Annotated in this window: 20 protein-coding genes; 14 read left to right on the forward strand and 6 right to left on the reverse strand. The window is 50.8% G+C overall.

Going from position 1 to position 23,826, the window contains the following annotated elements:
* Positions 1-323 precede the first annotated feature (323 nt).
* The 3 genes from lamB (at position 324) to AC6R1A_RS02360 (ending at position 3,596) form a co-directional block, all read left to right on the forward strand.
* Positions 324-1,619 (forward strand): maltoporin LamB, encoded by a 1,296-nt coding sequence (lamB, locus tag AC6R1A_RS02350; protein WP_500632825.1) that lies wholly within the window; start codon positions 324-326, stop codon positions 1,617-1,619.
* An 81-nt stretch (positions 1,620-1,700) separates the two neighbouring features.
* A complete protein-coding gene (locus tag AC6R1A_RS02355; RefSeq protein ID WP_500632826.1) occupies positions 1,701-2,612 on the forward strand; it encodes a MalM family protein in 912 nt (303 codons plus the stop codon).
* Between the two features lie 369 nt (positions 2,613-2,981).
* A complete protein-coding gene (locus AC6R1A_RS02360) occupies positions 2,982-3,596 on the forward strand; it encodes a fumarylacetoacetate hydrolase family protein (protein ID WP_500632827.1) in 615 nt (204 codons plus the stop codon).
* Between the two features lie 13 nt (positions 3,597-3,609).
* Here AC6R1A_RS02360 and AC6R1A_RS02365 read toward each other — a convergent pair whose 3' ends face one another.
* The 3 genes from AC6R1A_RS02365 to AC6R1A_RS02375 form a co-directional block, all read right to left on the reverse strand.
* Positions 3,610-3,918, reverse strand: a complete 309-nt coding sequence (locus AC6R1A_RS02365; protein ID WP_500632828.1) for an AzlD domain-containing protein — start codon at positions 3,916-3,918, stop codon at positions 3,610-3,612.
* Positions 3,915-4,631, reverse strand: a complete 717-nt coding sequence (locus AC6R1A_RS02370) for an AzlC family ABC transporter permease (protein ID WP_500632829.1) — start codon at positions 4,629-4,631, stop codon at positions 3,915-3,917. Before AC6R1A_RS02370 ends, AC6R1A_RS02365 begins: the two co-directional genes overlap by 4 nt.
* A gap of 146 nt (positions 4,632-4,777) precedes the next feature.
* Positions 4,778-6,490: a phospho-sugar mutase gene (locus tag AC6R1A_RS02375; protein WP_500632830.1), complete on the reverse strand. Its 1,713-nt coding sequence runs from the start codon at positions 6,488-6,490 to the stop codon at positions 4,778-4,780.
* A gap of 504 nt (positions 6,491-6,994) precedes the next feature.
* Between AC6R1A_RS02375 and coxB the strand changes: the two genes are divergently transcribed.
* Genes coxB through AC6R1A_RS02395 form a run of 4 tightly spaced genes read left to right on the forward strand, consistent with a single transcriptional unit; the run spans position 6,995 to position 11,422 of the window.
* Positions 6,995-8,155: a cytochrome c oxidase subunit II gene (gene coxB / locus AC6R1A_RS02380; RefSeq protein WP_500632841.1), complete on the forward strand. Its 1,161-nt coding sequence runs from the start codon at positions 6,995-6,997 to the stop codon at positions 8,153-8,155.
* Positions 8,152-9,819 (forward strand): cytochrome c oxidase subunit I, encoded by a 1,668-nt coding sequence (gene ctaD / locus AC6R1A_RS02385; RefSeq protein ID WP_334552161.1) that lies wholly within the window; start codon positions 8,152-8,154, stop codon positions 9,817-9,819. Before coxB ends, ctaD begins: the two co-directional genes overlap by 4 nt.
* A gap of 8 nt (positions 9,820-9,827) precedes the next feature.
* Positions 9,828-10,541, forward strand: a complete 714-nt coding sequence (locus tag AC6R1A_RS02390) for a cytochrome c oxidase assembly protein (RefSeq protein ID WP_500632831.1) — start codon at positions 9,828-9,830, stop codon at positions 10,539-10,541.
* The gene (locus tag AC6R1A_RS02395) at positions 10,538-11,422 is read left to right on the forward strand and encodes a cytochrome c oxidase subunit 3 (RefSeq protein WP_500632832.1); all 885 of its coding nucleotides are present in this window, start codon (positions 10,538-10,540) and stop codon (positions 11,420-11,422) included. The genes AC6R1A_RS02390 and AC6R1A_RS02395 overlap by 4 nt, the downstream gene beginning before the upstream one ends.
* Positions 11,423-11,473: 51 nt before the next feature.
* On the opposite strand, the gene AC6R1A_RS02400 is transcribed toward AC6R1A_RS02395, so the two are convergent.
* Positions 11,474-11,707: a DUF2909 family protein gene (locus AC6R1A_RS02400; protein ID WP_487902182.1), complete on the reverse strand. Its 234-nt coding sequence runs from the start codon at positions 11,705-11,707 to the stop codon at positions 11,474-11,476.
* 46 nt (positions 11,708-11,753) lie between these two features.
* On the opposite strand from AC6R1A_RS02400, the gene AC6R1A_RS02405 reads away from it, so the two are divergent.
* From AC6R1A_RS02405 to aroG, 5 genes are all read left to right on the forward strand, one after another.
* Positions 11,754-12,533, forward strand: coding sequence for an SURF1 family protein (locus AC6R1A_RS02405; protein ID WP_500632833.1), 780 nt, complete (start codon positions 11,754-11,756; stop codon positions 12,531-12,533).
* Positions 12,517-13,101 carry a redox-active disulfide-containing membrane protein gene (locus AC6R1A_RS02410; protein WP_500632834.1) on the forward strand — a complete coding sequence of 195 codons (585 nt, stop codon included), beginning with the start codon at positions 12,517-12,519 and terminating at the stop codon, positions 13,099-13,101. The genes AC6R1A_RS02405 and AC6R1A_RS02410 overlap by 17 nt, the downstream gene beginning before the upstream one ends.
* A 9-nt stretch (positions 13,102-13,110) precedes the next feature.
* A complete protein-coding gene (locus tag AC6R1A_RS02415; RefSeq protein WP_500632835.1) occupies positions 13,111-14,202 on the forward strand; it encodes a COX15/CtaA family protein in 1,092 nt (363 codons plus the stop codon).
* Positions 14,195-15,091 carry a heme o synthase gene (gene cyoE / locus AC6R1A_RS02420; RefSeq protein WP_500632836.1) on the forward strand — a complete coding sequence of 299 codons (897 nt, stop codon included), beginning with the start codon at positions 14,195-14,197 and terminating at the stop codon, positions 15,089-15,091. The genes AC6R1A_RS02415 and cyoE overlap by 8 nt, the downstream gene beginning before the upstream one ends.
* 185 nt (positions 15,092-15,276) lie before the next feature.
* Entirely contained in the window at positions 15,277-16,332 is a 1,056-nt protein-coding gene (gene aroG / locus AC6R1A_RS02425) for a 3-deoxy-7-phosphoheptulonate synthase AroG (protein ID WP_487902187.1), read from the forward strand.
* Positions 16,333-16,440: 108 nt separating this feature from the next.
* Here the strand turns inward: aroG and AC6R1A_RS02430 are convergent, their stop codons facing one another.
* Positions 16,441-18,507, reverse strand: a complete 2,067-nt coding sequence (locus AC6R1A_RS02430) for an alpha-amylase (protein ID WP_500632837.1) — start codon at positions 18,505-18,507, stop codon at positions 16,441-16,443.
* A gap of 91 nt (positions 18,508-18,598) precedes the next feature.
* Entirely contained in the window at positions 18,599-18,997 is a 399-nt protein-coding gene (locus AC6R1A_RS02435) for an XRE family transcriptional regulator (protein WP_500630195.1), read from the reverse strand.
* A gap of 93 nt (positions 18,998-19,090) precedes the next feature.
* Here AC6R1A_RS02435 and AC6R1A_RS02440 point away from each other — a divergent pair, with 93 nt between their 5' ends.
* A complete protein-coding gene (locus AC6R1A_RS02440) occupies positions 19,091-19,999 on the forward strand; it encodes an aldo/keto reductase (protein WP_500632838.1) in 909 nt (302 codons plus the stop codon).
* A 287-nt stretch (positions 20,000-20,286) separates the two neighbouring features.
* Positions 20,287-23,826, forward strand: a 3,540-nt coding sequence (locus AC6R1A_RS02445; RefSeq protein ID WP_500632839.1) for a retention module-containing protein, incomplete at its 3' end; no start/stop codon positions are given.

Consider the following 23,826-nt stretch of genomic DNA (forward strand, 5'->3'; position numbering starts at 1 on the left):
CCAAATCGTGAGCCGTGTGTCATTTGGTGCGAAACTTTGTTTCGAAATCCTCCTCTACTCCTCCCGATTAGTGTGATCTCAACCAAATCAACGGCGTACTCCCACATTCCTCCTCCCTTCTCATCCCCCTCAAATTAATCTGAGGTGGAGGAAGTCAGCCTTACCCCGCTTCGTTAATCTAGCCACAGTTGAAACGAACGAGGATGAAGCGCAAGCCAAGTCCTATCTTACCTCTCTTTTTCAAACACTCCGTTACTGCCTTGCGGGATGTCCTTAGAGGAAGAGAGTAAAAGAATAATAATCCCTATAAATGGAGTTAAATAATGAAAAAAGTAAGTGTAATTGCTGCTGCAGTGGCTGCGACATTATCTGCTGGTGCTTTCGCAGCTGATGTGGAATTCCACGGTTACTCTCGTGCAGGTGTTGGCCTGAGTGGTGAAGGTTCTCACGTGACTTACGAAAAAAACAAAGTAGGCCGTCTTGGTAATGAAGACGACCTTTACGCAGAAATTGGCTTGAATGCTGAGCTGTACAACAAAGGCGATGTCTCTTTTAAACTGGAGTCATTGGTTGCTTACGGCCAAGCAGGTAACAATAACTGGGAAGGTAATTCTAACGCATTACGTGTGATGAACGTGCAAGCCAAAGGCTTGATCGATTCAGATAAAGACGCCGTTCTATGGGCTGGCCAGCGTTACTACCAACGTAAAGACATTCACATCACTGACTTCTACTTTCTTGATACGTCTGGTGGTGCAGGTGGCGGTATCGAAAATCTATCTCTAGGTGGCGGTAAACTGTCCGTTGCTTTAATGCATGATGATGGATCACAAACGGTGGCCGACGGTAAAGAATTTGTATTTGACAAGGACCAATGCACTGGGTCTGGTACGCCAGCTGATGATACCTGTTATAAAGAGGTCGACAAAACTAAAGATGAAACTGTGTCAGGCTATACTTTAGACCTACGTTATGCAGGTATCGATCTTTGGGAAAATGCCAACTTAGAACTCGCCTTAGCGTATGATTTTGCTTCTGAAGCGAAAGGCCAAACAGTGGCGGCTGATGACGGTGTGTTGCTAACGGCAGTCATCGGTCAAGGCTTATCGAATGGCTTCAACCAAACTGTTCTTCAATACGGCACCTCTTCTTACGGTAAGCAAATGGCGACCTATGGTGGCGGTGGCTGGTTTGATCGCTCAGGTGGTAACAATGACGCTGATGGCTTTCGTATCATCAACTGGGGTGTGACAGGTCTAGGGGACGCTTGGGAATTGGGTCACGTAGTCATGTATGCACAAGCAAATGATACTGATGATGGTGACATCACCGCATACAACGCAGTTGTTCGCCCAATGTATAAGTGGGATGAGAACATGCGTACTATCTTTGAAGCGGGTTACTTTGCTGACGAAACAAAGTCTGGTGGCACGACGACAGACGCGTCTGGTTCTAAGCTAACGATTGCACAAGCATGGTCTGCGGGTTCTAGCTTCTGGGCGCGCCCTGAAATCCGTATCTACGGTTCATACTTCATGGATCACGAAGCAGATAGCTTTGCAAATGATACCGATGACACAGAGTTCAGTGTTGGTATTCAAATGGAAGCTTGGTGGTAATATAGTTTCCTAGTCTTATAAGTCCATAAATCCAAGCCGGCTTATTGTAGTCGGCTTTTTTCGTTTAACGCAGAGGTAGCGATGAAACAACTCGTATTAGGCTGTGCAATCAGCATGGCACTACTTGGCTGTACTACGACGGAAACCGTTGTCTTTGATTCCGCGGGTGTTGCTCAAGTGGCTCAGTCATACTCAGACATTCAATGGGTTGAGGTAACGCCAACCAAGCGAATTAATTTTGCTATTGATAAAACCAACCAGACCTACACCTTTACGACAGGTCAAAGTGCCATTGCCGCGTTTACTATCGATACGCAAGGCAAAGAGTTGGAGTTAGAACTCGTTAGTCATTTTAAAAAAACGGTCTTTTACCCCAATGCGTTGCTGCTCAATGAAAACAATCAAGTCCTCAAGCGTTTTGGAAAAGACGATTTTGAATACAAACATGCGTACGCGCTTGATGGCGATCGCCTTGTCAGTGAAGTGACGGTTCAGCCTGTAGGTAAACAGAAAGTAAAATTGTTGGTCTTTACTACGCCTGAGTTGGTCTCGGGGGAGTCTGAAGTCTTGCATCCCGTTAAGCTTGACGCTATTGCTCGCGGAAACTATCCGCCTGATGTCCCTAACCCAATCATTCCTCATGCAGAATTTGGCCTGCTGACACTGGTTGCAACCGTGGATGACGCGGTCATCGTTGAAGAGCCGATCACCGTTGCGAGCACGGATACCGCTCATGCTCAGTTCCAAAAAGAGTTGGCAGAGCAAAAGAGCACCGCGAATCAACCGACGTCAGAGGTGGCGCTGATCAGCACCGATGAAGTAGCAGAGTCGTCATTGTTGACTGACGCTCAGCAGTCTTTCTACTTGTCTAGCATTGAAAACGCGGTCAATGCAGGGTTACTCGACAAAGCCTTGAGTCTGCTAGAAGAAGCCAAAGCGCTCAACGTTGAAGGCGCACAAGAGACCTTTATCAAAGCGGTGAATGCACGTTAACCACTAGAACGTAGTTAACCGTACGATTAGTTAAAAAGAAGCCCATGTGGATGATGAATCCCATGGGCTTCTTCGTGATTATATAAACCAACTGTCTGGATGGCATAAGCGAGGCAGTGATGGGCGCCTCGTTGGTTAGCCTCACCACTGAAAGTAGGGTCTATGTCTTTTCGTCATTTATGGTGTTGTTTACCGTGCGACTGAGTTTTTCCCATTCGTGATACCTTTGGTTGGCAGAAGTATTCACACACAACCAAAAATAACAGTCGCAGATCTGAATTTATCAGATTGGTAGGTTAAATTGTCAAAAAACTCATTTAGAATCGGTACTTTAGTTGACAGCGACAATTGATCACCACGGATGGAAAAATGACGTCAATAAAACTCGGCAGCAGTGAGATTACCCCTAGCAAAATCGTCTGTATTGGCCGCAACTATATCGAACACATTCACGAGTTGGGTAACGCCGTTCCAGAGCAGATGGTGGTGTTTAACAAGCCAACCAGTGCGATTGCGTCAACCTTGTCCTCTTTTCATCAAGAGCCACTTCATTACGAAGCGGAGATCTGTTTTGTGGTGACGAACGGAGAGTATAGCCATGTCGGGCTAGGGCTTGATTTGACCAAACGCGGCTTGCAGTCGTCTCTCAAAGGGAAAGGATTACCCTGGGAGAGAGCAAAAGCGTTTGATGGCTCTGCGGTGCTTAGCCGTTTTATGCCACTCGATGGCATAGAGGTGAATGCGCTGAGCATTGAGCTCTACATCAACTGCGTGCGCGTTCAAAAAGGTGCAGTCACGCAGATGATCTATTCTCCACAAACAATTTTGCAAGAGCTCGGCAGCTACACCACGCTATATGACGGGGATGTGGTCATGACAGGCACGCCACAAGGTGTGGGCGAAGTGCACAGTGGCGATCGCTTCCTTGCGCGGTTGAAAACTGATGACACCACCTTGATGGAGATTGAGTGGATTGCACAATAATCGGATGCGTGAGTTACATCAGTTTCAATAGTAGGAAAAGACACATACTGATGACGGTGGTCAGCAATACGTTTTTGGTTTTCCAAGCAATCAAGGCCGCAATCACTGCGCCCACTAAATAGGGATTGCTGTGTGACAGCCACAGCTCTCCCTCCGGCATAAAGACAATCGGTGCCCAAATGGCGGTTAATACCGCAGGCGCTGTGTAGCTGAGCAAGCGCTGCATACTGTGATTTAGCTTGAGTGGTAATTTGGGCTCAAGAAACAGGTAGCGACTGAGAAACACCAACGCCGTCATCGCTAAAATTGATCCTAAAATCATACCGCTCTCCCTTTCACTTGCTCCGTCACATAACCTGCCAACATGCCACTGATACTTGCTAGCATCAGCCCTCCATCGAGTGAGAAATAGTGACAAGTTACCGCGACGATCAGCGAGGTGAGTACGGCGACGATCACTGGCGACGACTGAATATTGGGCACGACGATGGCGATAAAGGTCGCCGCAACCGCAAACTCGAGGCCGAGCTCATTCATTATCGGGATTTGATTGCCAAGCACAATGCCCGCTAAGGTCGCTAAGTTCCAACAAAGATAAAAACTGAGGCCAGCGCCCAAGGCATACCAGCGATCGAACTGCTGCTCAGATTGCTGACCACAGATAGCAAACAGTTCATCGGTCAGCAAAAAACCGAGCGTCAGACGCCATTTTAGAGGCAGTGGACTGATTCGGTTGCGCATCGACACGCTGTACAGCAAATGACGGGAAGTAATAAAGAAGGTGGTGAGCAACATAGTGGCAAGCCCTGCGCCCGCTTTAAACATGCCCGTTGCGACTAATTGTGCGGAACCCGCAAACAAAATCGCCGAGAGCGCTTGGCTCTCTATACTGGTCAATCCCGCGTCGATGGCAAACGAGCCTGCGAGCAATCCCCAAGGGATCACCGCAATACTCAGAGGCACCATAGCAAGGCTACCTTTGAGAAGTTGTTCTCGTTTACTGGTTTGGTGGGTGGGGAGTGTGTCGGTGTCCATAAGCCTCAATTATCCGTTTTGCACTGGTCTCTATTTTTCGCCAGGTGAAAAGCCAGCGCGATAGGCGACATGCCATTGATTCTGCTAGCTTATCGATAATGAGGCCGTTATACAAAGCGCTTTCGTGTCACAAAAGCGCTTGAGTGCTAAAGGTGCGTTAAGCTGGTTTGATGTTCACTGATGAGCAAATCCATCACTTGCTGAGCGTGGCTGCTGGCTTCGGCAAAACTTTGCTGAGGTGGGAAGGCTTCGACCACTTCGTAATAACATTTAATTTTCGGTTCAGTGCCGGAAGGGCGAACAATCACACGCGCGCCACCCGCGAGATGATAGATAAGCACATCACTGGCCGGTAAATTTATGGTCTCCACTCGACCATCTTGATGGGTGGTGGTGAGCGTTTTGAGATCGTCGACCCGTTCGATGTCACGCCCTGCAATTTGGCTGACTGGTGAGGCTCTTAGGCTCTCTCCAATAGCGGGGGCGCTTGGGTCAAGGGCAATACTGCGCTGCGCATTGACCACCATGCCATGTTGACGATAAATCGTCTCCAGTTGATCCCACACGGTTTTTCCTTGGCGTGCTAACTCTGCCGTCAACTGAGCAAACGCCACCAGCGCTGACAGGCCATCTTTATCCCAGACAGTGGTGCCAATGGTGTAACCTAACGCCTCTTCATAGGCAAACAGGAACGGGCGCTCACTCGATACTTTACTCATGGCAACGTTAGTCAGCCACTTAAAGCCCGTCAGCGTTTGGTAGTACTCACCGCCAAGCGAGCGTGCGATGCTGGCGAGCAGTGTCGAAGAGACAATGGTATTTCCCACTAGCGGCGTGACACCTTGGCTACGATCAAAATGACTCAGTAGATAATGACCAAACAGCGCGCCCACTTGATCGCCGGTTAACATTTGATAGTCGCCTTGCGCGGTTCTCGCCGCCACCGCAAAGCGATCCGCATCGGGATCATTGGCGCAGGCGAGATCGGCGTTGTGCGCCTTGGCTAATTCAATCACTTTGTCCATCGCGCCCGCTTCTTCGGGGTTGGGGAAGTTGACGGTCGGGAAATGGCCATCTGGCTCACGCTGATCTTTGACGCTGTATACTTGGTTAAAGCCCGCATCGCCGAGCAGGGCTTCTGCCATCTCTGCGCCGACACCATGCATGGCGGTGTAGCTGATGGTGATGGGCGCAGGCGCTTGGCTGAGTTGCGGGTGAGTGTTGATGGCCTGTCGATAGGTGTTGTAGTACGCGTCATCAAGCCAAACGAGCAAGCCTTGATCCTCAGCATCACTAAGATCCATCAGCGCGAGCGGCGCCGTCGCGGCGTCTTCAATGTGCTTCGCAATGCCGGAATCATGCGGTGGAATGATCTGAGCGCCATTCTCCCAGTAGACTTTAAATCCGTTGTATTCCGGTGGGTTGTGGCTAGCTGTCACCACCACCGCCGCTGCCGCGCCAAAGTGTTTGACACCAAACGCCACGATAGGCGTCGCGGCAACGTGATGCGTGAGAAAGACTTTAATCCCAAGGGCCGTCAGTACCGCAGCGGTATCGTGTGCAAACTGTTTGGAATCGATGCGGCCATCGTAGCCGACCACGACGCCGCGCTCAGCCGCCTGTGGGATTTGTGCTAGCAGATAGTGACCTAGCCCTTTGGCGGTTTCTTGAATCACCAACCTATTCATACGGTTAGGCCCACAACCCACTTTGCCCCTTAGGCCCGCGGTGCCAAATTCGAGCCGTTGGCTAAAACGATCGTCAAGTTCTGCTTGTTGCTGCTGCTCGATGAGACGTTGTAGCTCTTCACGGGTGGCGGGATCGGGATCGCGTGCTAGCCATTGATCATACTGTTTCATGTTAAGGGGTCCTCGTAGGTCTTGCGACTGACGGTTTGTATGTCGTTCTCTTTGTATTGTAGCTATCTATTACAGCAATGGACGACAGTGTAACTATGGTTGTGATGATTTTAATTGATATCAATTATCATTTATAGGAGCGCAATCGTTAAATCACTATGCGGCCAAAATGGCTATGCCGACAAAATTACTTTGCCGATAAAAAACATTGGGTCACAAAAAAATCATTGGACCTTGTCAACCGCTTGCACAATCTGAAAACGCCAACTAGCTTTTAATTACATTCATTTTGTTAACATAAATATAACAAATTAAACCAAATTTCGCTGTTTATAGGAATCAACTGAGCGACTCCCTTCGGGTGATGTGTAGTAGGCCAAGGTGCGGTGAGGGAACGCTGAGTTCAAGCGAGTTAGCCAGTAGGCTACCGAGCAAAGGAGACATCGTTTGAAACGAGTACAGCAGGCACTGTGGCGATTACTTGGGCAATGGCTTGGCTATGGAATGACGAGTGTGTGGTTGGTGTTACCCGCCCACGCGTCAGCCGAGGAAAGCCCCAAAGACACCACCTACAACATGACACAAGGTGTGACCAATATCAGCGGTCAGGTGTATGAACTGCACATGCTGATCTTTTACATCTGCTGCGCCATCGCACTGGTGGTGTTTGGCATCATGTTCTATTCCATGTATCACCACCGAAAATCCAAAGGCGCGGTTGCGGCGCATTTCCACGAAAGCACCAAAGTCGAAGTGATCTGGACGGTGATCCCGATAGTCATCTTGGTCTTGATGGCAATCCCCGCCACCAAAACCTTAGTGGCCATGGAAGACACGTCACAATCGGACTTAACGATCAAAATCACCGGGTCGCAGTGGAAGTGGCACTACAGCTACTTTGATGAAGACGTTGAGTTTTTCAGCTTGCTCGCGACCAGTCAAAAAGCGATCGATGGCATTGAAGAAAAAGGCGCCCATTACCTGCTGGAGGTCGATAACCCGTTAGTGTTGCCGATCAATCGCAAAGTAAGATTTTTGATGACGTCCGATGATGTGATCCACTCTTGGTGGGTGCCAGATTTTGCGGTCAAGAAAGACACCATTCCAGGATTTATTAACGAAGCGTGGACGCGCATCGATAAGCCTGGCGTGTATCGCGGCCAATGTGCTGAATTGTGTGGGAGGGCGCATGGTTTTATGCCGATCGTGGTCCACGCAATGGAAGAAGCAGACTACGAGGTATGGCTAGCGGATAAAAAATCACAACTCGCTTTAGCCAAACAAGAGGCTGCGGCGTCACTGACGGCAACACTCTCTCTCGAAGAGCTCGTCATCTTGGGCGAGAAAGTCTATCTCGATCGCTGCGCGGTATGTCACCAAGCCAATGGCGCCGGTATTCCGGGGGCGTTCCCGGCAATCACGGGCAGTAAAGTGGCGACGGGTGAGATAAACAATCACATTGACACCATTGTCTATGGCCGCCCGGGCACCGCTATGCAGGCGTTTGCTAATCAATTGACCGACAAAGAAATCGCGGCGGTGGTGACTTATCAACGTAATGGACTGGGTAATAATACGGGTGACGTCATACAAGCGTCAGACGTCGATGCCTATAAAGCTTCAAAAAGCGCTAACAATGCTGGCGCAGCCGAGGAGGGACAATGAAAACGTCCAAATCTGACTCTATGACGGCAGACAACGTCAAATCTGCGCCTGTAACGGATGCGGAGCTAAGCCGCGCTGGACACGCTGAAGGGGTGATAGAAGATCATCATGACGATCACCACGATGCGCCAAGCGGTATTTACCGCTGGATTTACTCCACCAACCACAAAGACATCGGCACGCTCTATCTTTGGTTCAGCTTTATCATGTTCCTTACTGGCGGCGCGATGGCGATGGTGATTCGCGCTGAGTTGTTCCAACCGGGTCTACAACTGGTGGAGCCGCAGTTTTTTAACCAAATGACCACGGTTCATGGATTGATCATGGTGTTTGGCGCCGTAATGCCGGCTTTTACTGGGCTTGCAAACTGGATGATTCCAATGATGATTGGCGCGCCGGATATGGCGCTACCTCGTATGAACAACTTGAGTTTTTGGATTCTGCCTTTTGCGTTCTTGATTCTGATTGCCTCGCTGTTTACTGAAGGCGGTGGCCCCGATTTCGGTTGGACGTTTTATGCGCCGCTGTCGACCACCTATGGCCCTGATAGCACTGCGCTGTTTGTCTTTTCTGTACATATCATGGGCATCAGCTCCATCATGGGCGCGATCAACGTCATCGTCACCATCGTCAACATGCGCGCGCCAGGAATGACTTGGTTCAAAATGCCCATGTTTGTTTGGACTTGGCTTATCACCGCGTTTCTGCTGATCGCGGTCATGCCGGTGTTAGCAGGGGCGGTCACCATGGTGTTGACCGATAAGTACTTTGGCACCTCGTTTTTTGATGCGGCTGGGGGCGGCGATCCGGTGATGTTCCAGCACATTTTCTGGTTCTTTGGTCACCCGGAAGTGTACATCATGATTTTGCCCTCATTCGGTATCATTTCGGCGATTATCCCCGCTTTTAGTGGTAAAAAGCTCTTTGGTTATCACTCAATGGTCTACGCGACGTGCAGTATCGCGCTGCTCTCCTTTTTGGTTTGGGCGCACCACATGTTTACGACCGGCATGCCGGTGTTTGCTGAGCTGTTCTTTATGTATTGCACCATGCTTATCGCGGTGCCGACTGGGGTGAAAGTGTTTAACTGGGTCGCGACTATGTGGCGAGGGGCAATGACGTTTGAAACGCCTATGTTGTTTGCTATCGCGTTTATCATTCTTTTCACGATTGGGGGATTTTCGGGCTTGATGTTGGCGATCGTTCCTGCGGATTTCCAGTATCACGATACCTACTTTGTGGTGGCACATTTTCACTATGTCTTAGTCTCGGGTGCGGTCTTCTCGATCATGGCGGCAGCGTATTACTGGTTGCCGAAGTGGACGGGTCACATGTATGACCATAGGTTGAGCTTGTGGCATTTCTGGTGCTCGGTCATTTCCGTCAATATCTTGTTCTTTCCGATGCATTTTCTTGGCCTTGCGGGGATGCCAAGACGCATTCCTGATTACGCCATTCAGTTTGCCGACGTCAATCAAATCGTCTCCATTGGTGGGTTTGCCTTTGGTCTCTCTCAACTGATTTTCTTGTGGCTCGTCATTAAGTGCATTCGCGGCGGCGAAAAGGCAAGCGCGAAACCGTGGGAGCGTGCAGAAGGTTTGGAGTGGAGCGTGCCTAGCCCTGCACCACATCACACGTTTTCAACACCCCCTAAGATTGATTGAGGTGAGAGATGAGCCAAGCAAATGCGAACCAGAAATTGACCTTAAAGCTGTGTGCTGCGGTCGTCGCTATGTTCGGTTTTGGCTTTGCACTCGTGCCGCTGTATGACGTGATGTGCGATGCGTTGGGCATCAATGGCAAAACCAACAGCGAGTCAGTGGTGGCACCTGCCGGGTTGAGTATCGATACCTCGCGAACCGTGAGAGTGGAATTTATGGCGCACAATAATCCGGGTATCGAGTGGCAGTTTCAGCCCCAATTGACCCATCTCGATGTGCACCCGGGTGAGGTGATTCATACCGCGTATCAGGCGAAAAACCTCGCCAATCATACCGTAGTGGGGCAAGCAGTACCGTCGGTCTCACCCGGTCTAGGGGCCACCTATTTCAACAAAATAGAGTGCTTTTGTTTTAATCAGCAGCCCCTAGATTCAGGGGCAGATGCCGAGATGCCACTGATTTTTTACATCGAACCGGACATTCCCGATTCGATTCATACACTGACACTCTCTTACACCCTGTATGACATCACGCAAAAAGAGACGCCACCTGCTGTTGATGATGCCTCAACGCCTGTCACCGCGATGGCTCAGGTGGCATCGGTGCCACTGGCGGCTCAAGACACATTCCGTCAAGGTAGTCGGAGTCAAGGTAATGGAAGTCGAGGTATTGTGAGTCAAGAAAGGGTGAGTCAAGGAAACCTTGAGCAAGGAGTTACCCCATGAGCATGAAACATCAACCGTATTTTGTTCCCGCGCAGAGTAGCTGGCCGATTGTCGGCGCCGTGGCGCTCTTTTTAATTGCTGTTGGCGCCGGGATCACGGTGCAGAGTATGGCAGAAGGGGGCGATACCAGTGTCTTCGGAAAGCTGATTTTAACCGCAGGCTTACTGTTTTTACTCTATATGTTTGCAGGTTGGTTTAGCAATGTGATCACTGAGAGCATGAGTGGCAAATACTCCGAGCAGCTTTCTCGCTCGTTTCGTCAGGGAATGAGCTGGTTTATCTTCTCGGAAATCATGTTCTTTGGCGCCTTTTTTGGTGCGCTGTTTTACGCGCGCATGGTTTCTGTCCCTTGGCTTGGCGGCGCGAGTAACAACGCCATGACTCATGAGGTGCTGTGGCCCGCTTTTGAGGCGTTGTGGCCGCTCACCACCACTCCCTCAGGCACGACCACCACAGCGATGCCTTGGCAGGGCATCCCGCTGATCAATACCTTGTTGCTGCTGACTTCCTCCATCACGCTGCATTTGGCCCACACCAGTTTGGAAAAAAATCACCGTATGGCCCTGATCGTGTGGTTGGAGCTGACGATTGTGTTGGCCTGCTTCTTCCTTTACTACCAAGGGGTGGAATATGTGCACGCCTATCAAGATTTAGGGCTCACTCTGCAATCCGGGGTGTACGGCAACACCTTCTTTTTGCTGACCGGATTTCATGGCATGCACGTGCTGCTCGGGACAACGTTTTTGATCATTTTGCTGGCACGTGTGGCGAAAGACCATTTTACGCCGAAAGACCATTTCGCTTTCCAAGCGGGCAGTTGGTATTGGCACTTTGTCGATGTGGTGTGGCTGTGTTTGTTTGTCTTTGTCTACGTGCTTTAAAGAGGTAGACGACGAGGTAGACAAAGAAAAAAGACAGGCAGATGAGAGCCGTTAGTAGGGGCGCACGTTCGGCTCAATGAAACCACTAAGCAGCGCGGCAATTAACAAAATGACCGCGAGAGCAGAGAGGAACACGCGTCGCCCCAAATAGTGACTCATGGGTTTGTTGTCTTCTTTGGAGGTGTCTTGGCGCGGGCCTTTGACCATCTCAATTAATGCAAGGCCAAGATTAAACAGAATGAACAGTAGCAAGAGCACGAGCAGCAGTTTAAACAAAAAAATCATCCGAGATTCCTTACGTCGCCGGTTTTATACCCGAGGCTTTGCGTTGATGGTTCTGTTAACTGTGGTTGCCTTTTGCTTTTTGGTCAAACTTGGCTTGTGGCAGCTCTCGCGCGCAGAAGAAAAAACGCAGATAGCGCAAAGCGTCGCCGAGCATTTGCAGCAACGCCCTGTCGCACTCAGTGCGTTGTCTCAAGCGCAGAGAGTGCAGCCAACCGGTGTGATGGTACGTTTCGATTACACCCCCATCGCAGGAAAAACCGTCTTGCTCGACAATCAGTCATACCAAGGCAAGGTTGGTTACTTAGCGATTCAATTGGTGGATGTGCGTGGTGTGAATGAGCATCTGTTGGTCGAGCGCGGTTGGGTGGAAGCAAAAGCAACGCGAGATGTATTACCTGAGGTGGAGTGGCTGAGCGAGCCCGGTTCGATGAGCGCAAGGTTGTATCAGAAATCGTTCAACCCGCTCAGCAATGAGCTGTATTACGAAGCGGGCAACCCCGCGCGGGTGCAAAACATCAATACAGAGGCGCTTGCCAAACAGTGGGCCGCACCGATGGCGACATTTATCGCCCAGCCTACCACTTGGTCGATGGGTGCAACAACTGGGGAAAGTTGGCCCTACCCTCAGCCGTGGCAACCCATATCGATGAGCCCAGAGAAGCATTTGGGTTACGCCGTGCAATGGTTCTCTATGGCGCTGGCTTTGCTACTGATTGTCTCACTGCTGCTGTTTCGTACCATCAAAAGAACGCTTGCAGAGGTCAAGGCGCATCATCGCAGCCTAGACTCTACTCACAAGGAGGTGTCGCATGACTCATGCCGCTAAAATGGGAACCCCGAATTCGGTCGATACACGTCGTGTCACCCGAGGGCGCTTGACGCTGATCGCGTTGGTGCTGTTTTTCACTCTCCCCGTGATTGCCGCCAAGGCGATTTTGGTCAAGCAGTGGTACAACTCGGGCGTGACCAATCAAGGGACTCTAATCGAGCCGCTCACCACCTTTGAGTCGCTCGGTGTCGCCAATCCTTTTCAGCATAAACAGTGGCAACTGGGCTACGTCTTGCCGAGCGAATGTGAGGCGCGATGCCAACAGCAAATCCATCTTCTTGGTCAAACTCACATTGCACTAGGAAAATATCAAGAACGCGTCACCCCAGTCTTGCTGCGCACCGATAAAAGCGCACCGTACCTAGAAGAGCACGTGCTGACCAGGATTGCGATCAATGAGGCGTTTCATCAAGTGGTCGGGGACTTTGAATATGTGATTATCGACCCATTGGGGCAGTTAGTGATGCGTTATCCACCAGAGCAAGACCTCGCCCAACTACCCGCGCAAAGCAAAGGCTTACTGGCGGATTTGCGCAAATTGCTCAAGCTGTCTCGCGTCGGGTAAGGGGGAAGTGTGATTACGTTACTAAGAGCCAGTTTACTGCTCACCTTGATGGTCATTTTTCTTGGCGCCTATACCCGTTTGGCTGACGCAGGGCTCGGGTGTCCGGATTGGCCCGGTTGTTATGGCCATTTAACGGTGCCCAATGAAAGCCACGAACTGGCCAAAGCGACCGCGCTTTACCCTGAGCTGACGGTAGAAGCTGACAAGGCGTGGCTTGAGATGATCCATCGCTACTTTGCCGGCAGCCTTGGCTTACTGGTATTTGCTATCGCCTACCTTGGCTTGAAGCATCGAGCGTTACCTGTTGGGCTGTCTCTCGCACTCCCTGCCGTGATTGTGTTTCAAGCGTTACTGGGGATGTGGACGGTCACGATGAAGCTGATGCCGATTGTCGTCATGGGGCACCTGCTTGGTGGTTTTACGCTGTTTAGCCTTCTTTGTTTGAGCTATTGGCATGTGACTCGTTATCCTTTGGCGCACCGACTGGGTGATATTTCAGTATCTCGTGGACTGCGCTGGTTGGCTGGGATCACGGCATTGATAGTGGTAGCGCAGGTGGCGTTAGGGGGATGGACCTCATCAAATTACGCCGCGCTGATGTGTACTTCGCTGCCGATTTGTGAGGGAAACTGGACGCAATATTTGGATTTTGGGACGGCCTTTGAGCTTATCCAGCCTAAGAGTGAGAGTTACGAATTCGGTACTCTCGACTATGGCGCGCGAATGACGATTCATGTCACGCATCGTTTTGGCGCTATGCTGGTGATGCTGTTTGTTCTCGCGTTGGTGGTCGCGCTTAAGTGTTATCGGAATACGGAGTTTACCCTCTGTGCCCATTGGCTACTTGGGCTGTTGGTCCTTCAAATCGCACTGGGAGTAAGTAACGTACTGCTCAGTTTACCTTTGGCTATTGCCGTTGCACACAACCTTGGCGCAGCGCTGCTGTTGGTCGCCACGCTGAGAGCCAATTACTTGCTGAGCCAAGTCAGTGCGTCAACGAAAGCGACGCAGCGCATCAGCCCTAGAATCGCCGCGTCTGTGAGGACGCAACCCCCAAAGCGCCCGTCAGTGATCGACATTAAGGAGAGTGCTCATGAGTAAAACCGCGACGTTTACCTCCAGCGCGGAGAAATCACTCGCGCATCACTATTTCACGCTCACTAAACCGAAAGTGGTGGCGCTGATGCTGCTTACCGCGCTGGTGGGGATGTGTTTGGCCGTGGAAGGCTCACTACCCATACAGCAAACGGTGCTTGGATTGGTCGGCATCGCCTTGATGGCGGGTTCAGCAGCGGCGTTTAATCACCTGATCGATCGCCGAATTGACGCGATTATGGCGCGTACTTATCAAAGACCTCTGCCCTCTGGTCGCATCAAGGCGGTCAATGTATTTGTGTTCGCCTTTGCTCTTGGCGCCATGGGGATGGGGGTGTTGCTCTTTGGCGTCAACGCACTCACGGCTTGGCTGACGTTAGCGAGCCTTCTTGGTTACGCGGTGGTGTACACGCTCTACCTTAAACGTGCGACACCGCAAAACATTGTTATCGCAGGCATCGCTGGCGCTATGCCTCCCTTACTTGGTTGGACGGCGGTCACCGGTGAGATGCACGCACACGCTTGGTTGCTGGTGATGATCATCTTCATCTGGACCCCGCCTCATTTTTGGGCGCTGGCTATCCATCGCAAAGCGGATTATGCCAAAGCCGACATCCCCATGCTCCCTGTGACCCATGGCGAGGAGTACACCAAAACCTCGATCTTGCTCTACACCGTGCTGTTGACCTTGGTTTGCTTAATGCCTGCCTTAGTCGGTATGGCAGGCACCATGTATTGGGTCGGGGCAACTCTGCTCTGCCTCGGCTTTGTTGTTCATGCCTGGAAACTGAAATTCGCTCCCACCGACAAATCAGCCATTGAGACGTTTAAGTACTCAATCTATCAGTTAATGCTGCTGTTTCTGCTACTTTTAGTTGATCATTACTGGGTGTAAATATTAATGAACGGGCGGTGTAAATCCTAAAACTAGATATAATATTGCCTTTTAAACAAAATAATGCTTGCAAGCCTTGTTTTTGGCAGATAAGTTACTGGGAACAGAGTGACGAGAGATTGAACATTTTTGCATCACTGTCTTTGATGCTGTGTTCAGGCCAAGAAAATAGGAAGAAGTAAGCGATGTTTCAAACTGATGATGTACGAATTAACCAAGTAAAAGAGTTATTACCCCCTGTTGCTGTTTTAGAGAAGTTTCCGGCGACTGAGTCTGCTTCTTCAACCACGTTTCGTTCGCGTGAAGCGATTTCTAATATTTTAAAAGGCGATGATGACCGTTTGTTGGTCATCATCGGGCCTTGTTCTATTCATGATCCTGAAGCCGCGTTGGAATATGGTCAGCGTCTCAAGGTTTTGCGTGATGAGTTGGGTGATCGTCTTGAAGTCGTGATGCGCGTTTATTTTGAAAAGCCGCGTACCACCGTTGGCTGGAAAGGCTTGATCAACGACCCGTACTTAAATGACTCATTTGCGATCAATGATGGTTTGCGTATGGGGCGTAAATTACTGTTGGATTTGACCGACATGGGCATGCCCACCGCAAGCGAGTTTTTAGACATGATCACCCCGCAGTATGTGGCGGATTTGATCAGCTGGGGCGCGATTGGTGCACGTACGACAGAGTCACAAGTGCACCGTGAACTCGCCTCGGGTCTCTCTTGCCCGGTTGGATTTAAGAACGGCACGGATGGCAACATCAAGATCGCGTCTGATGCAATTCGAAGCGCTGGCGCATCGCACCACTTCCTTTCGGTGACCAAATTTGGCCATTCAGCCATTGTCGAGACAGCAGGCAACCCAGATTGCCACATTATTTTGCGTGGTGGTAAAGAGCCAAACTACAGCGCAGATCACGTCGGCACCATCAAAGCGGAGCTGGAAGCCTCAGGTTTGCCACAAAAAGTGATGATCGACTTTAGCCATGCGAACAGTTCAAAGCAGTACCAAAACCAGATGGTTGTGGCAGAGGACGTGGCAGGACAAATTGCAGGCGGTGAAGACGCAGTATTTGGTGTGATGATTGAATCTCACCTTGTGGAAGGTCGCCAAGATTTGGTGGCGGGCTGTGAGCTGACTTACGGTCAATCGATTACCGATGCGTGCATTGGTTGGGATGATACCGAGAAGGTACTGCGCCAACTCGCTCAAGCGGTCGAAACGCGTCGTAATAACCGTTAATTCTCACCTTCTTGAACTCTTTCCAATAAAAACGGGCTCCGCGGAGCCCGTTTGCTTTTCTATTGCACTCGCTAATGTGCGTTAGCGGCTAATGTTCTCATTCACTCTTTACTCGCGCTTGGTGCCGACAAAGGCAACAACGACCTTGTCGTCTCCTAAGGTGCGAGAGAAGACGTACTCTTGGTTATTGTCAATCACACGGTGTACTCCGCCGCCAATCGCTGGGTGATTCTGACGAAATTGACCCACACGCTGCCAGTGCGCAAGAAGCGCCTGGCGTTCTTTATCCAGTGTCCAAAGCATGTCTGAGCGTGTCCCTTGATGGAAGTCATCGGCATAAGGTCCTATTTCGCGTCCCACTTCATCGCCGTAATAGACTTGGACTGCCCCCGGGCTGAGCAGCAGCGCGTTGGCGGCACTGCGCTGCACATCAAGCGAGTTGAACCGGCTGAAAAACAGTTCGGTATCGTGTGATGACATGTAGCTTACCGGGGTAAAGTCCGGCGTTTCTTGCATGGAATCTGCGTAGTTTTGATAGGTGCTTTGCATCTTGCTAAAACACGCTGCGCCCTTATCCATTTTCTTTTGTAGATCAAAGTTGATTAGGGCATCAAAGCCTTGGTCGGCATAGGGAGAGCGGTAAGCCGAGTGCCCCCAGACTTCTCCCATCATCCAAAACGGCTCGCCCGATTGACCATTGGCTTCACGCCACTGCTCTAAGCTTGTACTGGCTTGCTCTTTGAGTCGTTGCCACACTTCGCCCTCGACGTGTTTGACGGTATCAACACGAAAACCATCAATACCAAAACGTTTAACCCAGTCACTCTGCCATTCAATCAGATAATCCGAGACGCGATAATTGTCGCGGCGTTGAACGCGTGTGCCCGGGTTCTCCAATAGCCATTGCGGCGGTGTCACAAATTGTTGTGATTCAGTACGGAAGTCAGGTAACCCAGCCAGTGTCATTTCGATGTCGCTGGAGCCCGGTGCAGGGTATCCCGGTAGGCCCGCTCTGACCCAATCGCCACCCCACCAAGATTGCCATTGTGGGCTGTTGTAATCGATGGCTTGGTGGAAACTGTGCCAATTCTCATCATCGTTTGGCTGCCAATCTTGCCAAGTGGCCGGCATTTTACCTGCATTGACAACGTCGATGTTGTCGGTTTGCAGATCGGCTAAGGTGGCGTACCCCGAATGGTTGATCACGGCATCGAGGAAAATCTTCATACCGCGTTTGTGGGCTTCGGCGACTAACGTTTTCAGGTCGTCCTCTTGCCCAAAGTTGGCGTCAATTTTCGTGAAATCACGTGTCCAATAGCCGTGATAGCTGTAAAACGGGAAGCTGCCCTTTTCGCCGCCACCGACAAAGCCATGCACCTGTTCTACTATGGGCGATAGCCAAATCACATCCGTCCCTAAGCTTTGAATGTAATCGAGTTTTTCTATCACCCCTTTAAGATCGCCGCCGTGGAAGGTGCCCACTTCATCTTTGCCATCCTTGCGACGACCGTAGCTGGCATCATTACTGGTATCGCCGTTGTGGAACCTGTCCACCATAGCGAAATAGATGTTGGCGTTACGATAGGTAAAGTCGCGCTCTACGGGCTCTGTGAGCACTGGCTCAAGGAGTAGGAGGCCACCACTATTTTCACTCGGTTCGAGTGAGACTTGACCGTCGCGTACGGTGACGATTTGACCGCTCAAGGCCTCTTTTAGCTCGGTACCATCGGGGAAGGTGTCACCTAAGTTTAGCGTGACGGGGCCACCCACGTATTGACGACAATTCACATCCGGTAGTGGTCGTTTGAACGTTGTGGTGGTGTTTTTCTTCGCTTCACGGGCGATCACCAATGTATTCGCATCGGCATCGTATTCGAAGGAGTAATCGCCGCTAAAGCGGATGTTGACGGGCAGAGTCGTTGCCGTTTGACAGTTCAGGGCAATCGGCTGCCTAAACTTGACCTGATCGAGGTTTGTGGTGGGGCAGTCACCACCGGTAGCGGAAATGTGTAGCGTATACTCTTGCTTGGGCAGCGGTAGGACCAAGGGCGTATCGCTATTGAGAGGAAAATCTCGGCTGGTGGTTGTGGTTGAGAGAGTGAGCGTGGGTGACGCGAATGCAGTCGCACTCAACAGCCCACCAATCACTATGCAGTGTGGTTGATATCGTTTCACGTTCTGTCCTTGTTGTTTTTTTAGACAGAATACTGCGAACGAAGCGGCGCCACATCCTACCCCCGATCTACGCCCTAAATTTTGCTTTTAGTCACAGTTCTTTCGGGCTGTGACGATGAAGAAATTGCAGCATCGACGCCTGGTCAAGATAGCCATCGGGTTTTTTATGGGCGCGTAAATATTGGTATGCCGCGATCACCTTGCGATGTTGCTCGATGGGCTCTGGTGTTTGGCCCATGACGGTCTCATACGCCATGGTGTAAGCGGGCATATCGACCACTTCCGCTTGCCTGTAGAGATACCCACACCCTGTGGCTAACCACTCCAGTGAGCAGTTGGCCTTCATCGCGATCTGATTCGCTTTGGCCAAGCTAGGTTCACTGCCTTTGAGATATTTGCGAATCAGGGCTTCGGAGAGCTCGACCCGACGCGCAAAACCAGAAATGGACTCTTCACCGATGAGGGCTTGAAGACGCAGTGCAAAACTCATTTTCGTACTCCAGTTCGAAATTCTGCACAGTATACGTTGTAGGTTGAAACAAACAAGAATAGGGTAGAAGCGTTCTTTTTTAGGAGGTAAAAGATGGTGTCTAAAGTAACAATTGCGCCGCAGGGCCCCGAATTTTCACAGATGATTCAAGGCTACTGGCGTTTAGCAGAATGGGGTATGACGCCGCAAGAGCGTTTGACGTTCCTTAAGCAGCACATTGAGCTAGGCGTAACCACGGTAGACCATGCGGACATTTACGGTGGCTACGAGTGTGAGCAGCTGTTTGGTGAAGCGTTGAAGCTGGATCCTTGTGTACGTGACCAAATTGAGATTGTCACTAAGTGCGATATCAACCTATGCGTGGACAAGTTCCCGCAGCGTAAAGTGAACCACTACGACACCAGTGCGGCCCACATTTACCAATCGGTGAATAATTCACTGGAGCGTTTGGCAGTGGAGCAGATTGATGTCTTGCTGATCCATCGTCCAGATGCCTTGATGGACGCAGACGAAGTGGCAGAGGCTTTTACCGAGCTACGCAAAGTAGGTAAAGTGAAGCACTTTGGTGTATCGAACTTTTCTCCTCGTCAGTTCGAACTGCTGCAATCGCGCGTTTCTCAGCCTCTGGTGACTAATCAGGTGGAAATTAACCCACTCAATTTTGATGTTGTCCATGACGGCACCCTAGATCAAATGCAAATGCTTCGCACGCTACCGATGGCGTGGTCTTGTCTTGGTGGAGGCAGCATTTTCAGCGGGGACACAGAGCAAGCAGCTCGCGTACGTGATGAACTGGAAGCGATCCGCGCTGAAATCGGCGCAAGCAGCATCGATCAAGTGATTTACGCCTGGGTACGTCGTCTACCGTCGAATCCGCTGCCTATTATCGGTTCAGGCAAAATTGAGCGAGTGAAATCGGCCGTCGAGTCGCTTCCGTTCGAGCTCACACGTGAGCAGTGGTATCGTGTTTGGGTTGCATCGAAAGGGCACGGTGTGCCATAGAAATCGCAAAAGAATAATAATGAGAAGGGAGTCAGCATTTGCTGGCTCTTTTTTTTTATCGTCCCCTATACTGAAAGTGTCAAATATCACTGTTGAGACTGTGGCGAAAAAGCTTAATCTTTTCTTACTCTCGCTGTGAGATTGAGTGATGATGTTAGATGTGCATGTTTTTTGCTTCTCTAAAATTACAACTCTAATAATAAATTCTCGTTTCAGTCAGTTCGCTCTAGTGCAAAACCCGTATCCACGTCAAAGACGTGGGACGCTAATTCACAAAGGGAAATGTTATGGACGTAGAAGTCATTCGCCAGACAAGTCGTGTCAAAGAAGTGAATGGTGATGTCGTGATCGCCTCGCCCAACGGGGAGGCTCGCAAAGCGCAAGTCGGTGAGAATATCAACATCGGTGAGATGATCATCACCGCTCAAGGTGGGACGCTCGTTCTCGAAGACGTATCAGAAACACTGTTTATTGATGAAAATTGCGTCAGCTGCATAGAACCAGGTGACGGATTTGGTTGGGCAACCGCGCGAGTCAGCGGCGACATTCAGGTTGATGATGCGCTACTTGGTGAAGGGGCACTGAGCGGTGATGAATTGGCGGCCATTCAAGAGGCTATTCTTGCGGGCGCTGACCCGACGGCGATTTTAGAAGCCACGGCAGCGGGTGCAGGGACGAGTGGCTCAGCCAACGGCGGCTTCATTACTATCGCGTACAATAATCCCGAAGTACTGGCGAGCACCTTTTTCGAAACCGCGGGTTTCAATGCTCAGGCCCAGTCTGAAACGCAAGATACTGGACGCCGCTTTCAATTTTCTCAAGGTGGCGAGAGCGTAGCAGCCACCCTGTCTGAAGGTTCGTTATCTCTCGGGACCTATCCTGCCACTATTGTCAGCAGCACTCTCATTGCTGCCGGGGATCTTACTCTCGATCCCGAGTCTTTTGTTCCTGAGACCTCATCCATAGCCGCGCTGCTCACAGAACTCAATAGTGATATCACTTCGAATGGCGGGGATGTCCTGTTTTCCTATAATGACTCGCAAAATGCAATTATTGGTGTCAATGTGCAAGGGGAAGTATTACGCATTGACATCAACGCAGCCAATATTGGTCGAGACATCAATCTGGAGATCACCACAACGCTGAGTCAACCGATCGATCATCTTCCGTCAGTGGCGGGAGGATTGGTGGCGATTAATGATGACCAAATCACGATCAACATTGAGATTCAGGGAGCGGATGCTTTAGGTAACCTATTACGCTCACCCGTCAGTGTGAGCACGGCGATCAGTGACGGTGAGGCGCCGACACTGTCTCCTATCGACGGTAAAACGGCACTAGAATCAAGTTTGGCGACGGGAACGGAGGCAGGCAGTGTTAGCCCGATTGTAACGGGAACGATAGCCGGTCAGCTTGGGAGTGATCAAGTGGTGGATGTTCGCCTGGACGTCGAGGCATTCAACCAGAGTCAGCAGGCCAATGGTCTCACCTCTGCAGGGCAAATCGTGACTCTTGAGGCTAACCCGTCGCAACCGGGTGAGTATGTTGGGTTTGTCATACAAGGTGAGGAGCGAGTCGATGTCTTTTCTCTCATCATTGAGAGCGTCAGCAACCTGAGTTCTGGCGGCTTTGAAGTCGCGTATCAATTCGAACTGCTTGCGCCGCTTGACCATTCAGAGCAGGGCAAAGACGACGTTTTAGTTTCATTGCCTGTTTTCGCGATTGATGCCGATAACGATACTACCGCCAATAGCAACTTAGTCATTGCCGTCGTGGATGATGTTCCTTTGGTATCTGATGCGAAGATTGTGGTGACCGAACCGGATGTTCAATATGGCAACGAATCTCAGTCTATCACGCTCATCAGCGCCTCGGGCGCCGAGCAAGGCGTGGTGACGCAATTCACCTTTGATGGCGGCGATCCGATTACGCTGGTTGACGGTCAAAGTGAATACTTGGTCACCGATGGCAAAGTGATCGTCTCTGCCGATGGCACGCTCTCGTTTGCGCCAGACAGAAACATCGACCACTCAACCAGTGACGTGGTGAGCCATACCTTAATCGCGACCATTAAAGATGGCGATGGTGACGTGTTGACCAGCACGGTGATTATCGATATTAAAGATGGCAATGACCCTGTCATCACTCAAATCGAGACGGCGCAAGTCTCAGAATCTGGGTTAACCAGTGGCACGCAAGCAGGCCAAGCCGCGGTGCAAGACAGCGGCACCATCACTATCGATGTGGGCAGTGATGACATTACCGCGCTGAAACTCGATATCACGCGCTTTACCGAGCAATCGACATTGAAAGCGCAAGGGCAAACCGTGCGCTTGATAGAAGACTCTGATGTGCCCGGTCAATACCAGGGGGTGATCACCGTTGACGGGCAAGAGGTGCCTGTTTTTGAGGTCGCGCTCGATCAAACCACCCTTAAAGATTACACCTTTACCTTGCTCAGACCGCTCGATCACAGCGGTGATAATGATGAGAGCTTGGTGATTAACTTGCCGGTGGTTGCTGTAGACAGCGACGGTGATGACTCGGCCTCGGTGAATCTCGCGGTCACCGTCAATGACGACATTCAGACGGTGGTGGATGGCGAGATAGAGGTCACCGAGCCCGACACGCAGTACGATAACGAATCTCAGCCTATCACGCTCATCAGCGCGTCGGGCGCCGAGCAAGGCGTGGTAACGCAATTCACCTTTGATGGCGGTGACCCGATTCCGTTAGTCGACGGTCAAAGTGAATACTTGGTCACCGACGGTAAAGTGATCGTCTCTGCCGATGGCACATTCTCGTTTGCGCCAGATAGAAACATCGATCACTCAGCCAGTGACGTGGTGAGCCACACCTTAGTGGCGACCATTGAAGATGGCGATGGTGACGTGTTGACCAGCACGGTTACTATCGATATTAAAGATGGTAATGACCCCGTTATCACTCAAATCGAGACGGCGCAAGTGTCAGAATCTGGGTTAACGGGCGGCACCGAAGACGGCCAAGTCGTGGTGCAAGACAGCGGCACCATCACTATCGATGTCGGCAGTGATGACATTGCCGCGCTGACACTCGATATCACGCGCTTTACCGAGCAATCGACATTGAAAGCGCAAGGGCAAACGGTGCGCTTGATAGAAGACTCTGATGTACCCGGTCAATACCAGGGAGTGATCACCGTTGACGGGCAAGATGTGCCTGTTTTTGCGGTCGCGCTCGATCAAACCACCCTTAAAGATTACACCTTTACCTTGCTCAGACCGCTCGATCACAGCGGTGATAATGATGAGAGCTTGGTGATTAATTTGCCGGTGGTCGCGGTGGACAGCGATGGTGATGAATCAGCATCGGTGAATCTCGCGATCACAGTGAATGACGACATTCAGACGGTGGTGGATGGCGAGATAGCCGTTACTGAGCCAGATACGCAGTACGATAACGAATCTCATCCTATCACGCTCATCAGCGCCTCGGGCGCCGAGCAAGGCGTGGTTACGCAATTCACCTTTGATGGTGGCGATCCGATTACGTTAGTCGACGGTCAAAGTGAATACTTGGTCACCGACGGCAAAGTGATCGTCTCTGCAGATGGCACACTCTCGTTTGCGCCAGACAGAAACATCGACCATTCAACCAGTGACGTGGTGAGCCACACCTTAGTGGCGACCATTGAAGATGGCGATGGTGACGTGTTGACCGGTACGGTTACTATCGATATTAAAGATGGTAATGACCCCATCATCACTCAAATCGAGACGGCGCAAGTGTCAGAGTCCGGTTTAACGGGCGGCACCGAAGATGGCCAAGCTGCGGTGCAAGATAGC

Source organism: Vibrio sp. R10-SG3-ISO3, from assembly GCF_059834225.1.

What these genes read in the sequence shown, in the direction of transcription:
- lamB (WP_500632825.1), top strand. Translation starts at nt 324, where the DNA reads ATGAAAAAAGTAAGTGTAATTGCTGCTGCAGTGGCTGCGACATTATCT.
- AC6R1A_RS02355 (WP_500632826.1), top strand. Translation starts at nt 1,701, where the DNA reads ATGAAACAACTCGTATTAGGCTGTGCAATCAGCATGGCACTACTTGGC.
- AC6R1A_RS02360 (WP_500632827.1), top strand. Translation starts at nt 2,982, where the DNA reads ATGACGTCAATAAAACTCGGCAGCAGTGAGATTACCCCTAGCAAAATC.
- AC6R1A_RS02365 (WP_500632828.1), bottom strand. Translation starts at nt 3,918, where the DNA reads ATGATTTTAGGATCAATTTTAGCGATGACGGCGTTGGTGTTTCTCAGT.
- AC6R1A_RS02370 (WP_500632829.1), bottom strand. Translation starts at nt 4,631, where the DNA reads ATGGACACCGACACACTCCCCACCCACCAAACCAGTAAACGAGAACAA.
- AC6R1A_RS02375 (WP_500632830.1), bottom strand. Translation starts at nt 6,490, where the DNA reads ATGAAACAGTATGATCAATGGCTAGCACGCGATCCCGATCCCGCCACC.
- coxB (WP_500632841.1), top strand. Translation starts at nt 6,995, where the DNA reads ATGACGAGTGTGTGGTTGGTGTTACCCGCCCACGCGTCAGCCGAGGAA.
- ctaD (WP_334552161.1), top strand. Translation starts at nt 8,152, where the DNA reads ATGAAAACGTCCAAATCTGACTCTATGACGGCAGACAACGTCAAATCT.
- AC6R1A_RS02390 (WP_500632831.1), top strand. Translation starts at nt 9,828, where the DNA reads ATGAGCCAAGCAAATGCGAACCAGAAATTGACCTTAAAGCTGTGTGCT.
- AC6R1A_RS02395 (WP_500632832.1), top strand. Translation starts at nt 10,538, where the DNA reads ATGAGCATGAAACATCAACCGTATTTTGTTCCCGCGCAGAGTAGCTGG.
- AC6R1A_RS02400 (WP_487902182.1), bottom strand. Translation starts at nt 11,707, where the DNA reads ATGATTTTTTTGTTTAAACTGCTGCTCGTGCTCTTGCTACTGTTCATT.
- AC6R1A_RS02405 (WP_500632833.1), top strand. Translation starts at nt 11,754, where the DNA reads ATGGTTCTGTTAACTGTGGTTGCCTTTTGCTTTTTGGTCAAACTTGGC.
- AC6R1A_RS02410 (WP_500632834.1), top strand. Translation starts at nt 12,517, where the DNA reads ATGACTCATGCCGCTAAAATGGGAACCCCGAATTCGGTCGATACACGT.
- cyoE (WP_500632836.1), top strand. Translation starts at nt 14,195, where the DNA reads ATGAGTAAAACCGCGACGTTTACCTCCAGCGCGGAGAAATCACTCGCG.
- aroG (WP_487902187.1), top strand. Translation starts at nt 15,277, where the DNA reads ATGTTTCAAACTGATGATGTACGAATTAACCAAGTAAAAGAGTTATTA.
- AC6R1A_RS02435 (WP_500630195.1), bottom strand. Translation starts at nt 18,997, where the DNA reads ATGAGTTTTGCACTGCGTCTTCAAGCCCTCATCGGTGAAGAGTCCATT.
- AC6R1A_RS02440 (WP_500632838.1), top strand. Translation starts at nt 19,091, where the DNA reads ATGGTGTCTAAAGTAACAATTGCGCCGCAGGGCCCCGAATTTTCACAG.